Annotated in this window: 16 protein-coding genes and 1 pseudogene; 12 read left to right on the top strand and 5 right to left on the bottom strand. The window is 33.6% G+C overall.

Going from position 1 to position 13,490, the window contains the following annotated elements; translation table 11 throughout:
• Positions 1-27: 27 nt before the first annotated feature.
• Together ABH957_RS19015 and ABH957_RS19010 are read right to left on the bottom strand one after the other, a co-directional pair.
• Positions 28-603 carry a nucleotidyltransferase family protein gene (locus tag ABH957_RS19015; protein WP_113937766.1) on the bottom strand — a complete coding sequence of 192 codons (576 nt, stop codon included), beginning with the start codon at positions 601-603 and terminating at the stop codon, positions 28-30.
• Between the two features lie 24 nt (positions 604-627).
• Entirely contained in the window at positions 628-1,425 is a 798-nt protein-coding gene (locus ABH957_RS19010) for a lipid II flippase Amj family protein (RefSeq protein ID WP_061673890.1), read from the bottom strand.
• Positions 1,426-1,608: 183 nt separating this feature from the next.
• On the opposite strand from ABH957_RS19010, the gene ABH957_RS19005 reads away from it, so the two are divergent.
• From ABH957_RS19005 to ABH957_RS18980, 6 genes are all read left to right on the top strand, one after another.
• Complete coding sequence (locus tag ABH957_RS19005; RefSeq protein WP_404512011.1) at positions 1,609-2,274, top strand: HAD family hydrolase; 666 nt, start codon at positions 1,609-1,611, stop codon at positions 2,272-2,274.
• Positions 2,275-2,484: 210 nt separating this feature from the next.
• Complete coding sequence (locus tag ABH957_RS19000; RefSeq protein WP_404512009.1) at positions 2,485-3,924, top strand: GntP family permease; 1,440 nt, start codon at positions 2,485-2,487, stop codon at positions 3,922-3,924.
• An 87-nt stretch (positions 3,925-4,011) separates the two neighbouring features.
• Positions 4,012-5,214 (top strand): iron-containing alcohol dehydrogenase, encoded by a 1,203-nt coding sequence (locus ABH957_RS18995; RefSeq protein ID WP_404512037.1) that lies wholly within the window; start codon positions 4,012-4,014, stop codon positions 5,212-5,214.
• Between the two features lie 144 nt (positions 5,215-5,358).
• The gene (locus ABH957_RS18990) at positions 5,359-6,057 is read left to right on the top strand and encodes an aspartate/glutamate racemase family protein (protein ID WP_404512007.1); all 699 of its coding nucleotides are present in this window, start codon (positions 5,359-5,361) and stop codon (positions 6,055-6,057) included.
• A gap of 88 nt (positions 6,058-6,145) precedes the next feature.
• Complete coding sequence (locus tag ABH957_RS18985; protein WP_002168484.1) at positions 6,146-6,619, top strand: SAM-dependent methyltransferase; 474 nt, start codon at positions 6,146-6,148, stop codon at positions 6,617-6,619.
• Entirely contained in the window at positions 6,616-7,056 is a 441-nt protein-coding gene (locus tag ABH957_RS18980) for a GNAT family N-acetyltransferase (protein WP_033713296.1), read from the top strand. Before ABH957_RS18985 ends, ABH957_RS18980 begins: the two co-directional genes overlap by 4 nt.
• Before the next feature lie 56 nt (positions 7,057-7,112).
• On the opposite strand, the gene ABH957_RS18975 is transcribed toward ABH957_RS18980, so the two are convergent.
• Positions 7,113-7,640, bottom strand: coding sequence for an HAD-IIIA family hydrolase (locus tag ABH957_RS18975; protein ID WP_002185960.1), 528 nt, complete (start codon positions 7,638-7,640; stop codon positions 7,113-7,115).
• A 29-nt stretch (positions 7,641-7,669) separates the two neighbouring features.
• Positions 7,670-8,101, bottom strand: coding sequence for a GNAT family N-acetyltransferase (locus tag ABH957_RS18970; protein ID WP_002168481.1), 432 nt, complete (start codon positions 8,099-8,101; stop codon positions 7,670-7,672).
• 148 nt (positions 8,102-8,249) lie between these two features.
• Between ABH957_RS18970 and ABH957_RS18965 the strand changes: the two genes are divergently transcribed.
• The 6 genes from ABH957_RS18965 to ABH957_RS18940 all read left to right on the top strand — a co-directional run bounded on the left by ABH957_RS18965 (position 8,250) and on the right by ABH957_RS18940 (position 13,096).
• Positions 8,250-8,960, top strand: coding sequence for an ABC transporter ATP-binding protein (locus tag ABH957_RS18965; protein ID WP_404512005.1), 711 nt, complete (start codon positions 8,250-8,252; stop codon positions 8,958-8,960).
• On the top strand, positions 8,953-10,152 hold the full coding sequence (locus ABH957_RS18960; RefSeq protein WP_404512003.1) for an ABC transporter permease: 1,200 nt from the start codon (positions 8,953-8,955) through the stop codon (positions 10,150-10,152). Before ABH957_RS18965 ends, ABH957_RS18960 begins: the two co-directional genes overlap by 8 nt.
• 283 nt (positions 10,153-10,435) lie before the next feature.
• Positions 10,436-11,023: a YpjP family protein gene (locus ABH957_RS18955; RefSeq protein ID WP_002031682.1), complete on the top strand. Its 588-nt coding sequence runs from the start codon at positions 10,436-10,438 to the stop codon at positions 11,021-11,023.
• Positions 11,024-11,128: 105 nt separating this feature from the next.
• Positions 11,129-11,764 carry an HAD family hydrolase gene (locus ABH957_RS18950; protein ID WP_309514843.1) on the top strand — a complete coding sequence of 212 codons (636 nt, stop codon included), beginning with the start codon at positions 11,129-11,131 and terminating at the stop codon, positions 11,762-11,764.
• Position 11,765: 1 nt separating this feature from the next.
• Positions 11,766-12,152: a VOC family protein gene (locus ABH957_RS18945; RefSeq protein ID WP_016126868.1), complete on the top strand. Its 387-nt coding sequence runs from the start codon at positions 11,766-11,768 to the stop codon at positions 12,150-12,152.
• 11 nt (positions 12,153-12,163) lie between these two features.
• Entirely contained in the window at positions 12,164-13,096 is a 933-nt protein-coding gene (locus ABH957_RS18940; RefSeq protein ID WP_002168476.1) for an aminoglycoside phosphotransferase family protein, read from the top strand.
• 35 nt (positions 13,097-13,131) lie between these two features.
• Here ABH957_RS18940 and ABH957_RS18935 read toward each other — a convergent pair.
• Positions 13,132-13,356, bottom strand: a pseudogene (locus tag ABH957_RS18935) (S41 family peptidase); the annotation flags it as partial.
• Positions 13,357-13,490: the final 134 nt, after the last annotated feature.

Raw genomic sequence — 13,490 nt, 5'->3', positions numbered from 1 at the left:
TGCTTCTAATAATGAGAAGCACCCTTTTTAAATTTCGGGATAAGTGATTGTAATGTTAGGCCATTTGCTTTGCCATTTCTTTTGATTAACTCTTTTGTTGTACATATGTATTCGTTCTTTCGTTTCCAGAAAATGAGGTGTAGGTTTCACTTGTAATGAAAGTACATCTTCAATTCCACATGGAGCTGTTAATATGAGATTGTTTTGCTCGTCAAGCGTAACTCCTAAAGCGGTTGCTGTTTCAGGAAATTTAGAAATAGCATCAACAGAAGAAGAGTATGGTGGCATTCCATTCACTACATGCATGCGAGTTTGATTTTTTACTGACCAAGGGATAGAGGCATCCATATTCGCTAGCTTCTGTTTTAATGATTGTTCGTACGCCTCATCTTTATGTAATGGATCATAATAAATGACATCGACATCTGGCGTAGCCGTTCTTACTTCGTAGTTATGTAAAGTATCCCAAATTTTAGAACGGACAAACCCAGCACAAATCCACCAATCAGGTAGCTCTAGTGATTTTGCCATTTTTAATACATACATCATCCATTCGTCGTTTTCTATAAAACGAATTATATCTTGCTCTGTTTTTATCTTCATTGATACATTCACCTTTCGAGTAAATTAATGCATCAGTTCAATAATCCATAAAATCCAGTAAGCACCTGGTACAAATAGTAGTTGTGCCAATAATGTGCCGAAAAGTCTAGATATCATTAGCCAACCATACATTTTACTCATTGCCTCAGCACCCTTTTCAGATTGTAAAGCACGTTCTGTTAAAAGGGCAATGCGTGGATCGAGTAGCACTGTTAATAAAATAGTGGCGAAACCATTCACAAGGCCAGAAGCTGTACTTGCATTTGTTGCATAAGTCGGATTTAAAAAAGAAGCATATAGTGCGGAAAGAACACCAGCTGTATAAATGGCAGTGGCAAACATATTAATAAGCATAATTCGCTTCGGAATTCCGCCAATACGCATTCGATGAATCATCTCAAGCTTTGGAAAGCGTACATATTTTTTTGTGTACTTTAATTTTTGAATGTTATTTGTTTTCATCATTCGAATGAATGAACCATCCGTTTCAAAGTTTTGAATAACGTATCCAAATAGCTTTGTCAAAGTTGGGTAGAGTATAATCGCGAGCAATGTACCGACAGAAGCAGATAATAGAACGAGCCGTATAATATGCTCTAAATCAATAGAAGAATCTAGCTTTGCTTCATCGACAATACCACCAATTAAAAAAGCTTGTAGTAAGTTAGATGTTCTTGAAATAAGTAGTACCATTCCTACGATGGATAAGGCAACGACAATCTTTTTTAAACGAACACCAGCTAATCGAATACTATAAGAGCTTGTTTCAACTGCGTGGATAACAATTGTGAAAGCCATTATAAAAATTAACGTAATTGACATGTGTTTCACCAGTTTCTATTAAATTAATTGTAACTTGTTCACTTTATCATATTCTTATATATTTTGTAACTGAAATTATGAAAGAAGAAAGTAAAAGAAGTAATTTTCTGACAAAATAAATTATGATAATATAGATAAGATGTGAATTGCATATAAAGTAAACAATGACTGGAGGAATATAATATGTACACTACATATCTCTTTGATTTAGACGGAACATTAACTGATCCGAAAGAAGGAATTATTAATTCTGCTTTATATGCGTTAAATAAGATGGGGATTGAAGAAGGGAATATAAGTGAGTTAGATTCATTTATCGGCCCACCAATCCAACAATCGTTTGCAGAAAGATATAATATGAATGAAATAGAAGTAGAACGAGTTGTGTTTTACTTTCGGGAATATTTAAAGCAAAATGGTTTATTAGAGAATAAAGTATACGATGGAATTCCAACTCTGTTGCAAGAATTAAAGGATACTGGCAATCGTTTGTTTGTAGCAACTTCAAAGCCTACTGTATTTGCGAAACAAGTAATAGAGCACTTTCAGTTAACATCTTTTTTTGAAGAGATTGTTGGGAGTAATTTAGATGGGACAAGAATAAAAAAGGAAGAAATAATTGCTCATATTTTACAACAGAATGAAGGACTTAATAAAGAGGAAGTTGTCATGATTGGAGATAGAAAGCACGATATAATAGGTGCAAATCATAATGGAATTGCTTCAATTGGTGTTTTATATGGCTATGGTAGTGAAAATGAGTTGATTGAAGTTAGTGCGACTCATATAGCGAAGGATATAGAAGAACTACACCATTTTTGTATAGAAAATAGTTTAATAAAAAAATAAAAATAAAAATAGAGACTAACAATCCCTTTATAACGTATGACGATGAAATCGTTTTTGTTTAAAGGGATTTTTCATATGTAATCGAATATGTATAATTAGACATTTTAGTATGAAAAATTTGTATGAATTAGAGGAGGGATGTCAGAAATGAAAGATTAGTAGAAGTTTATCAACAAAAGATTGAATTTTCAGTTTAAAGGAGGGGTATAATTGGAGCTAGTTATTATATTATTAGCACTTAGCTTACTTATGTTTGTAGCGTATAGAGGGTTTTCTGTTATTTTATTTGCACCGATTTTTGCATTATTTGCGGTATTTTTGACAGAACCTAGTTTTGTATTACCTTTCTTTTCTAATATTTTTATGGAGAAAATGGTAGGGTTTATTAAACTATATTTCCCGGTGTTTTTACTTGGAGCAATTTTTGGGAAAGTAGTAGAAATGTCAGGAATTGCTGATTCTATTGCAAAGACGATTGTAGAGTTGGTTGGAGAAAAACGTACGATTTTAGCGATTGTTTTAATGGGTGCTATTTTAACGTATAGTGGTGTTAGTGTATATGTAGTGGTATTTGCTATATTTCCGTTTGCAGCTAAGCTTTTTCGACAAGCTAATATTCCAAAGCGCTTAATACCTGGAACGATTGTTCTTGGAGCAGTGACGTTTACAATGGATGCGCTCCCTGGATCACCACAAATTCAAAATGTAATACCTACAACATTTTTTAAAACGGATATTTATGCTGCACCGATACTTGGTATTGTAGGGGCGATTTTTGTTCTCACGTTAGGTTTATTATATTTAGAGAGTAGGCGTAAGAAGGCAAAAGCAGCAGGTGAAGGGTATTTTGGTTTTAACGATGGGAATACTGAAATGGCAGCATCTTTGCAATTAGAACAAAAAGATATGCCGATATTAAGCAGTATTGAAATTACAAGAGTACAGCAAGTAATTGCATTTGTACCACTTATTTTAGTAGGTGTAATGAATAAAGTTTTCACAATCATGATACCAAAGTGGTATCCGAATGGGTTTGATTTCTCAGCTATTGGTATGAAAGCATTTGGAAAAGTAGAATTGAGTGCGGTAGTTGGAATATGGTCTGTAGAATTGGCACTTATAATAGGAATTTTAACAACTCTTTTATTATATTGGAAACGGGTAGTAACAGGATTTCAAGCTGGATTGAATACAAGTATTGGTGGTGCGCTACTTGCAACAATGAATACAGGAGCAGAATTTGGTTTTGGTGGTGTCATTGCAGCACTTCCAGGCTTTGCAATTATGAGAGACGGCATTTCTGCAACGTTCACAAATCCTTTAGTGAATGGAGCGGTAACGACGAATATTTTAGCCGGTATTACAGGTTCTGCATCAGGAGGAATGGGGATTGTTTTAAGTGCGATGGGGGATAAATTTATTGCAGCAGCAAATCAATTTGATATTCCATTAGAAGTTATGCACCGTATCGTATCAATGGCATCAGGAGGAATGGATACATTACCACATAACGGGGCTATTATTACTATTCTTACAGTAACAGGTTTAACACATAAACAGTCATATAAAGATATATTTGCTATTACAGTTTTGAAAACGCTTGCTGTGTTTTTAGTTATCGCATTCTATACTATTACAGGAATTTATTAAAAATAGATACTATATGAATTGTAAAGATTTATTTAGTTGATATTTTATAAACTAAAACATTAATAAGGGGAAGAAGGGGTGGAGTACTTGCAAGAAGTTGCTGAGTTTCGTATGCCGAAGTCTGTACTATATGGAAGAAATTCGATTGAAAAGCTGGGGGAACAATCAAAGAAGTTTGGGAAAAGAGCTTTTATAGTTACTGATACAATTATGGAGAAATTAGGGTATGTTGAAAGGTGCATAAAACAGCTAAATAAGAAAGGTATTACTGTTATTACATATAACAAAGTGAATGCTGAGCCTACAAATTTACACGTATTAGAAGCGTTAACGATTTGTAAAGAAGGAAAGTGTGATTTTATTATCGGTATTGGTGGTGGAAGTTGTATTGATGCTGCGAAAGCAGTAGCGGTGTTACATACTAATGGTGGAGCAATTGAATATTACGTCCAAAAAGATGTTGAAATAGAAAATGATCCACTACCACTCATTGCAATTCCAACAACTTCAGGTACTGGGTCAGAAGTAACAAGTGTAGCAGTAATTACGAATAAAAAAACAGATGTAAAAATGATGATGAAGCATCCGAGTTTTACCCCGCAAGTAGCGATTATTGACCCGATATTAACAAGTTCGGTACCACCTCATATTACGGCAGCGACAGGTATAGATGCATTATGCCATGCAATTGAAGCATATATTTCTAAATTTTCACAACCACTTACAGATGTACTTGCTCTTTCGGCTATTGAAAGTATTATGAAATATTTACGTATTGCATATGAAGATGGAGATAATATGGAAGCAAGGGAGGCAATGATGATCGCTTCATTACAAGCTGGAATTGCATTCTCAAATGCATCAGTTACGTTAGTCCATGGTATGTCAAGACCAGTAGGTGCACTATTTCATGTACCACATGGTATATCGAACGCCATACTATTACCTACAGTTTTAGAGTTCACAAAAACAAGTGCAGTGAAAAGGTTAGCTGAGATTGGACGCAATTTAAACAAAGACCTCTACTCATATTCTGAGGAAGAAGTAGCGAATTACACGCTTGCTGAAATAAAGAAACTTTGTTTCGATCTTCGCATTCCAAATTTAAAAGAATATGGAATTGATGAAATTGAGTTTGAAAATGCTATTTCAAAAATGGCCTCGGATGCAATTGAAAGTGGTAGCCCAGGAAATAATCCACGAGTTCCTTCTTATAATGAAATTAAACAGTTGTATCGACAATGTTTTAATTATCAATATGAGGATTCTATAAAAACATTAGGGGGTTAATTTCAGAATATTCGCATAAAATTTCCTTGGAAATAGTTTAAACAATACTTTATATTCTAAACTTAAATTCTTGTTTTATTATGTATAATATACATAATAAAACATTGTTATTAGTTTAGAAAAAAGCTTAGGTAGGTGTGTTATATGAAAACGATAGGGCTTATAGGTGGTATGAGTTGGGAATCGACTTCGGAATATTATCGAATTTTAAATGAAGAGATAAAAAGTAGATTAGGAGGATTACACTCAGCAAAATGTTTGATTAATAGTGTGGATTTTGAAGAGATAGAACGATTCCAGTCTAACGGGAATTGGGATGGAGCAGGGGAAGTATTAGGGAATGCGGCGTATTCATTGCAGAAGGGAGGAGCAGATTTTATAATCATTTGCACAAATACAATGCATAAAGTAGTGGAGAAAATAAAAGAGAATATTAACATCCCCGTATTGCATATTGCTGATACTACTGCAAAAGAAATTAAAAGAAAAGGTATTCAAACGATTGGTCTACTTGGAACAAAATATACAATGGAGCAAGATTTCTATAAGTCACGTATAGAAGAGAATAATATAAAAGTAATAGTGCCAGTAGAAAAAAATAGAGAAAAAATAAATGAAATAATTTATACAGAATTATGTTTAGGAGAAATAACATCGCAATCTAGAGAATATTATAAAAGAGTCATAGAAGAGCTAGTGCAAAAAGGAGCACAGGGAATAATTTTAGGTTGTACAGAAATAGGATTATTAATAAAGCAGGAAGACGTAGTAGTTCCGATATTCGATACAACTTTTATACATGCAATTGAAGCAGTAAATGTGGCTTTAGAAAGTAGGTTGTAATTATATTATGTAAACTTAGTTCGTGTATGTGGAAAACATTCAGAAAATATTTTATAATGTAAGTGGTTACATTCAAGGGGGAATGCGTATGTTTTTAGTTCAACCAATCGCATTTGTACATAATGAAAGAAAGGAAATAAAAGATGATGAATGGGGAGAAGTAAGATCCTGTATTACTTTAACTGAATTGTATACAGAGGAAAGTATACAAGGGATTGAAGATTTTTCTCATATTGAAGTTGTTTTTTATTTTCATAAAGTAACGGATGAACAAATTCAATATTTTGCTAGACATCCTAGAAATAATAATGATTATCCTAAAGTAGGTATTTTTGCACAGCGCGGGAAAAATCGCCCGAATCGCATAGGTGTAACAATTGTAAAAGTGATAAAAAGAGAAGGTAAATCAATTATTGTTGAGGGGTTAGATGCTATTGATGGTACCCCTATATTGGACATAAAGCCAATAATGAAAGAGTTTATGCCGAAAGAAGAAATACAACAGCCTAAATGGGTAACGGATATAATGAGAAAGTATTGGAAGGGGAATGGAGTAAAATGAGAATATATGAGGCAACAATTGCAGATTTAGATGGACTAGCATCAGTTTTTAATAACTATCGTATGTTTTACCGACAAGATTCCGATTTAGAAAGTGCAAAAGTATTTTTAAGAAATCGTATCGAGAGAAAGGAATCCGTTATTTTCGTAGCAGTTGAAGACGGTGAATATATTGGATTCACGCAATTATATCCATCATTTTCTTCCATTTCAATGAAAGAATTATGGATTTTAAATGATCTGTTTGTACAAGCGGCGAAGCGCGGATCTGGAACAGGTAAAAAATTATTAGAAGCTGCTAAAAAATTCGCATTAGAAAATGGCGCAAAAGGTGTAAAATTACAAACAGAGATTGATAATTTATCAGCACAGCGATTATATGCTGAAAATGGTTATTTGAGAGATAATCGTTATTTCCATTATGAATTAACATTTTAAAAAATGTAAGATTAAAAGAGACGTTTTCAAAATGAAAACGTCTCTTTTAAATTGTATTATAGTTGATTTAAAACCCAGTTTGTTGCATCTTCAAAGTTTTCTGCAATGTAGTTTGGCTCAATATGTGCCCACTTGTCTCGGTACGTATGTAAAGCATCGTATCCAGCGCCTGTTCGTACTAATATCGTTGTTGCATTCACTTTTTCTCCTGCCACAATATCAGTCCAACGATCACCAACTATAGCACATTCTGTTAAATCAAGCTCATGTTTTTCCGCTGCTTTAAGAAGCATGCCTGTACTTGGTTTACGGCATTCACAACCATCCCCGTGTTTATGAGGACAAACGTAAATATCATCAAAACCGAAACCTTCTAATTCTTGTACAAAATCAGCTACAGTCGCTATTCCATCCGCGATACCTGGTTGATTTGTGAAAGAGAAAATTTTTATATTTTGAGCTTTTAGTTTTTGCAGAGCTGCTTTTGTAAAGGGGAATAATGTAAAAGATCCAGGATAATGTATTGTAGTGTCGCCGCCAATTGTACCGTCACGATCAATGAAAATTGCTTTAATGTTTGTCATAGTTATAGTCCCTTCAATTAAAAAGTAGTTTAAAAATGTTTTACAAATCGATATCCATTTACTTCATAACCTAATTTTTTGTAAAAAGGATGTGCTTCCACTCTTTTTGTTCCGCTAACTAGCCATGTTCCAATGCAATTATGCTTCTTTGCTAACTGTTCTGCATAATTCATTAACACTTGTCCAATGCCTTTCCGCCGTATTGTGGAATCGACGCTAATAATTGAAATTTCTCCATAACGAGTTACATCTTCTAAATTTTCGCGTATACGAAACCCAAGTAATCCAAATATAGTTTCTTCTTCCTCATAAACATATAAAAAATCAAAAGGACTCATGTGTACGAATTGCAATCGGTTGTTCATATCTTCATAGGAAATAGAGGAACCTTTTAATTCTTTTGTTAAAGAACAAAGTGTATCTATATCATCTATCATCGCTTCACGAATTTGAAAAGGCATAGTATTCACTCCAATAAAATGTAATCAAACATTTAATATTCTGTTAAAAAATGTTTTTTCCTGCTATGAAAATAAATATTTTATAATGATATATAGATAGTGTTATTATTTTCCTTGATTGTATTGGGAATGGAAAGAAGGGGAATGTATGTTGAAGGTGAATATCCGCTCAGCTGGATATGAAATAGGTGAAAAAACAATTCATGATATTGCTTTTTCAATTGAAAAAGGTGAATTAGTTGCTCTTATTGGCGCAAATGGTGCCGGGAAAAGTACTACGATTAAAACGATGCTAGGCTTACTTGTAAATATGAATGGTGAAATATCATTTGGTGAAAAGAAAAATCCGTATGCATATGTGCCAGAACATCCAACATATTATGAGTATTTGACGCTCTGGGAACATATTGAATTATTAATGGCTGCTCGTGAGAATGAAGTAGGAAGCTGGGAAAGGGAAGCTGAAGAATTATTACATATGTTTCGAATGGATAAGCATAAGCATGAGTATTTATCAAAGTTTTCAAAAGGGATGAAACAAAAATCGATGCTTATATTGGCGTTTTTAACTAAGCCAGATTTTTATATAATTGACGAACCTTTTATCGGATTAGATCCAGTAGCTACGAAAGAGTTTTTAAGTTATTTATATAAAGAAAAAGAGCGCGGGGCAGGAATTTTACTTTGTACGCACGTATTGGATACTGCTGAAAGAATTTGCGAAAGATTTTTGCTCATTTCACAAGGTACATTAGTTGCAGATGGACATTTAGAGTCTATTCAAACGTTAGTAGAAATGCCAGGGAGTTCATTATTAGACTGTTTTGATGTAATCGTAAGGCGTGAACAGCATGATTAAAAAACAATTTTATAAAAGATTACGCCCTGAACTTGAGCGGAAATGGAAGTCCATACGTTCGGTAACAGATTGGACAGTTGCGTTATATATAATTATTCCAGCACTTATATTTATGGGAATCTATTATCGATCACTATGGACGGAAACATTATCGATGGAAGAGACTGTGTATTTCGGATTAGGTTTACTCGCATTTTATCTTGTAACATATTCGAGAGGTGTACGCTCGTTTTTTGAACAAGCAGATAGCTTATTTTTAATTTCGTATCCAACTCATATGCGAAAATTAATTCAGTATGGCATGATATATACATTTATTCGAATAGCGATAACGAATGTAATGGTAGTAGTTGTTATGTTACCAGTGTTAATGAAAAGTATCGGAGCGACAAAGATACAAATCGTATTATTTTGGACATTCTTTACTGTATTTCGATTTATGTTGTCGTTGTTGACGAGATTTATTCATATACGTGTGGGGAAACGATGGCTACTATGGATTATAAAAAATGTAATATTTTCTATAAGTCTATCCTTTTTTGGATTGAGTCTGTTTCTTATTTATAAAAATCCATTTTATTCTATACTATGTATCGGTCTAGCAGTTTTTCTAATTATCGTATTGATAAAAGAAAAACTAAATTATAAAAATTGCTTTTTTAAAGAAGTTGAGAAAGAGAAAGAAGAAAGTATGCGCTGGACGAGTGGGATTATGCAAGTTGGTGGTCATGCGGCTAAACCGAGTAGTTCGAGTAAAAAACCGTGGATGTTCCCACATTCTAAAAGACTTTTAGGGAAAAAAGCTGATTCGCGTATCGTTGAATCTTTTTTGAAAGAATTTTTCCGTACAAGTAGTGCACGAATATTTTATATTCAAATTGTATGTATAAGCACGGTAAGTATTATGATGAGTCCGAGGTGGATTGCAGCTATTATCCTCGTATTTACGTTAGTTGCAATTTCTCGTTATGCACGCGATTATTGGAATGAATTTACGAAAAAAATGTTTCTATATTTATATTGTGATGAAGGCAAATTACTATTGTTAAGATGGAAGGCAGATCGCTATTTATTACTTCCAGTAATATTTTTGTATGGAATAGTTATACTTTCTCATTTTTATTTATTACCAGCTGTAATTGCCGGGATTATTTTTATAGTATGGATTGGTTGGATTCTATTTTTACCATAGAAAAAGAGCCGGAAATGGCTCTTTTTCTAGTCTGTAACACACTGGTAAATAAAATATACTAAAAGGAGTATGCTTGCGGCTGAGTACACGACATCTAAAGTCATCTGATTGTCCCCCTCATTGTTGTTGTATTTATAGTGTATGAAATCTTACAATTTCATATTCAAGTGAAAAATATGTGAACGTTAACAAAATTGTAAAGTGCAAAAATTACAATCATTTTGTATAATAGAAGAAACAACCGTTATATAAAATATAATGAGTGAAAGGGGAGGGAACATAAATGCCAAATTGGTTTAGAAAAACCTTAGTCGCATTAATTACCGTATTTACGTTTGGTTTAGTGACGCCTCCTTCCATATTACTTGATAATGCCAAAGCTGCGGACAAGCCTACGAGCACAGCTGGGCAACAAAATTTGGAGAGTACGTCCTATACATATGAAGAAACAAATGATAGGTTAACCACCGATACTTTTGTTAACTATGCGATGCAAGAAGCAGAGAAGCAATCTATGCAAAAATTCGGCTCTAAAATTGGGCCTGTAATTGAAGATGAATTTAAAGATGTTGTATTACCTAAAATTGAAGAGGCAATTGCGGAACTTGCAAATGATGTGCCAGAAGAATCGTTACAATCATTAGCGATTTCTCAAAGACCGGCTGGCGGAAATAATGAAAAGATTTTTCATGTTTATGACACGAAATCAGGAAATGACTTACTGCGATTTCATGTGAGGAGAGATCATCCACCGCAAGATGGATATTATTTTAATTTCCACTATCATCGTTTTGATGATGGATATTCAGGACACCATGAGTTAGGAAATATTTATTGGAATACGAATGTACCGCCGAAATGGTTGTCTTAAAAAGAACGAGAGAAAATCTTGTTCTTTTTTTCTTTATGAAAGGATACGACATTTATGTTGTTGAATAACATATGTTTAGGAAAAAAGAAAAAAGGGAGTATGGGGATGCAAAAATATATCGTTTTTGACTTTGATGGCACATTAGTAGATTCACAAAATATATTTGTACCGATTTATAATCAACTTGCTGAAAAGCACGGATATAAAACGGTAAGGGAAGAAGAAATTGAGTATTTACGTAAATTAACGATGCCAGAGAGATGTAAGCAACTCGATGTACCACTGTATAAACTACCGATATTAGCGCTGGAGTTTTATAAATTGTATCAACCTGCTATAAAAGATCTCGTTTTGTTCCATGGGATGAAGGATGTATTAGATGAATTACATAAAAAAGGCTACGGGATTGCCGTCATATCATCGAACTCAGAAGAGCATATTCGGGCGTTTTTACACAATAATGGTATCGAAAATATTCAAGAAGTGTATTGTTCTAAAAATTTATTTGGTAAAGACAAAATGATAAAAAGATTTTTAAAATCAAAAAAAATAACAGAGCAAGATATGTTATATGTCGGTGATGAACAGCGAGACGTAGCAGCGTGTAAAAAGGCTGGTGTGAACGTAATTTGGGTATCTTGGGGATATGATGTCATTGAAACAGTAGAAAAAGATGCACCAGATTATATGGTTCATACGCCTATGGAAATTGTACAAGTCGTACAGGGGGCACATTCTTAATATGAATACACTTCGAGCAGGTATTCATCATATTGAATTTTGGGTCGCGAATTTAGAGGAGTCTATTTCTTTTTATGATAAATTGTTTTTGATAATTGGATGGAGAAAGTTAAATGAAGTAGCATATAGTACGGGAGAAAGTGAAATATATTTTAAAGAGATGGACGGGGAAATTGTAAGGACTTTAGGGCCTAGACATATTTGTTACCAAGCTATTCGTAGAGAAGTAGTTGATGAAGTAGCAGATTTTCTTGCTAGTACAAAAGTGAAGGTAATACGTGGTCCGATAGAAATGAGTCATTATTCGGACGGATACTATACTATTGATTTTTACGATCCGAATGGATTTATTATAGAAGTAGCGTATACACCAAATGTAGAAATGTAAGGGGAATAAACATGAAGACAATTACAGCACGGCAAAACAATATACAAATAGTAAAAGATGCAGCAAATATTGAAGAAATCTCTAAAGGTTTCTCTCCTGATAAAAAATATATCATTACGACTATTGAAGATGAAAAGTATTTGTTACGGACAGGCGATATAAAAGAGTTTGAAAGAAAGAAAATAGAGTTTCAAATTTTAAATGAAATGCAAAAACGTAGTGTGCAAGCACAAAAGCCAATTGAAATGGGTTTGTTGGAAGAAGAAGGTTTATGCTACGGTGTTTTTTCGTATATAGAAGGAGAAGATGCGAAGAAGCTATTGCCTACGTATTCACCAAAAGAACAATATAATATTGGTATAGAGGCAGGAAAAGATTTAGCAAAAATGCATACATATGAAGCTCCTAAGGATATATTTCCATGGTATGAAAGAGCAATGAAAAAACACCGGAAATATTTAGTGGCATATAAAACATGTGGAATAAAAATAAAAAATGATGATAAAATCATAAAGTTTATAGATGATAATGAAATGTATTTACAAAACCGCCCAAATCGATTTCAACACGATGATTTTCATTTAGAAAATATAATTGTGCGGGATGGGAAATATGTAGGTGTTGTTGATTTTAATGGATACGACTGGGGCGATCCACTTCATGATTTCGTGAAAATTGCACTATTTGCAAGGGACATTAGTATTCCGTATTCAATTGGACAAATAGAAGGATACTTTAATGGTAGAATACCAGAGGAGTTTTGGAAATTATATGCGGTGTACGTTGGCATGACAGTTTTCTCATCAGTTGTCTGGTCCTTACGAGCAGCACCGCATATGTTAGATGATACGTTAGAACGTCTTACTATAGTTTTAGCGGATCATAAAAACTTTGAGCTATCAAAGCCAATTTGGTTTCAACCAGAAAAGATTGATATGAAATAGAAAAGGTAGGTGTGATTCACATCTACCTCTATTTTTTACCATTCTTCGTTTTGAAGCAGTTGTAATGCTAACTTTAAATCTACATCTTCTTGTATATGTTCCGGAGTCCACGGGATATGTATATGCGGTTGTATACCAATTCCGGACATTCCTTCGCCTTTATCTATAATAGAAAGCCGTGAAGTAGGGTAGTAAAGAGCAAATGTATCAGCCCATTCCATTACTGCTAAATTAGAATAATCATTTAAACCAGCAGTAGGATCGTCCCATCCTTTTTTATCAATACAACCGGAATAATCGTGATGAGTAATCGAAACAATTTCTTTAAAAATTTCTGTGTACATAGCTTTTCCACTTTATAATTTAATTAGTTGAATAATAGAATTCTGTATCC

Source organism: Bacillus sp. RC242, assembly GCF_044908245.1.
Taxonomy (GTDB): Bacteria; Bacillota; Bacilli; order Bacillales; family Bacillaceae_G; genus Bacillus_A; species Bacillus_A mycoides.
The sequence above is the reverse complement of the archived record's forward strand: the minus strand, read 5'-3'. Positions and strand labels throughout refer to the sequence as shown.

Coding starts and splice junctions, on each gene's coding strand:
- ABH957_RS19005 (WP_404512011.1), top strand. CDS start 1,609: ATGTACACTACATATCTCTTTGATTTAGACGGAACATTAACTGATCCG.
- ABH957_RS18965 (WP_404512005.1), top strand. CDS start 8,250: ATGTTGAAGGTGAATATCCGCTCAGCTGGATATGAAATAGGTGAAAAA.
- ABH957_RS18970 (WP_002168481.1), bottom strand. CDS start 8,101: ATGCCTTTTCAAATTCGTGAAGCGATGATAGATGATATAGATACACTT.
- ABH957_RS18975 (WP_002185960.1), bottom strand. CDS start 7,640: ATGACAAACATTAAAGCAATTTTCATTGATCGTGACGGTACAATTGGC.
- ABH957_RS18955 (WP_002031682.1), top strand. CDS start 10,436: ATGCCAAATTGGTTTAGAAAAACCTTAGTCGCATTAATTACCGTATTT.
- ABH957_RS18990 (WP_404512007.1), top strand. CDS start 5,359: ATGAAAACGATAGGGCTTATAGGTGGTATGAGTTGGGAATCGACTTCG.
- ABH957_RS18985 (WP_002168484.1), top strand. CDS start 6,146: ATGTTTTTAGTTCAACCAATCGCATTTGTACATAATGAAAGAAAGGAA.
- ABH957_RS19010 (WP_061673890.1), bottom strand. CDS start 1,425: ATGTCAATTACGTTAATTTTTATAATGGCTTTCACAATTGTTATCCAC.
- ABH957_RS18940 (WP_002168476.1), top strand. CDS start 12,164: ATGAAGACAATTACAGCACGGCAAAACAATATACAAATAGTAAAAGAT.
- ABH957_RS18960 (WP_404512003.1), top strand. CDS start 8,953: ATGATTAAAAAACAATTTTATAAAAGATTACGCCCTGAACTTGAGCGG.
- ABH957_RS18980 (WP_033713296.1), top strand. CDS start 6,616: ATGAGAATATATGAGGCAACAATTGCAGATTTAGATGGACTAGCATCA.
- ABH957_RS18945 (WP_016126868.1), top strand. CDS start 11,766: ATGAATACACTTCGAGCAGGTATTCATCATATTGAATTTTGGGTCGCG.
- ABH957_RS18950 (WP_309514843.1), top strand. CDS start 11,129: ATGCAAAAATATATCGTTTTTGACTTTGATGGCACATTAGTAGATTCA.
- ABH957_RS19015 (WP_113937766.1), bottom strand. CDS start 603: ATGAAGATAAAAACAGAGCAAGATATAATTCGTTTTATAGAAAACGAC.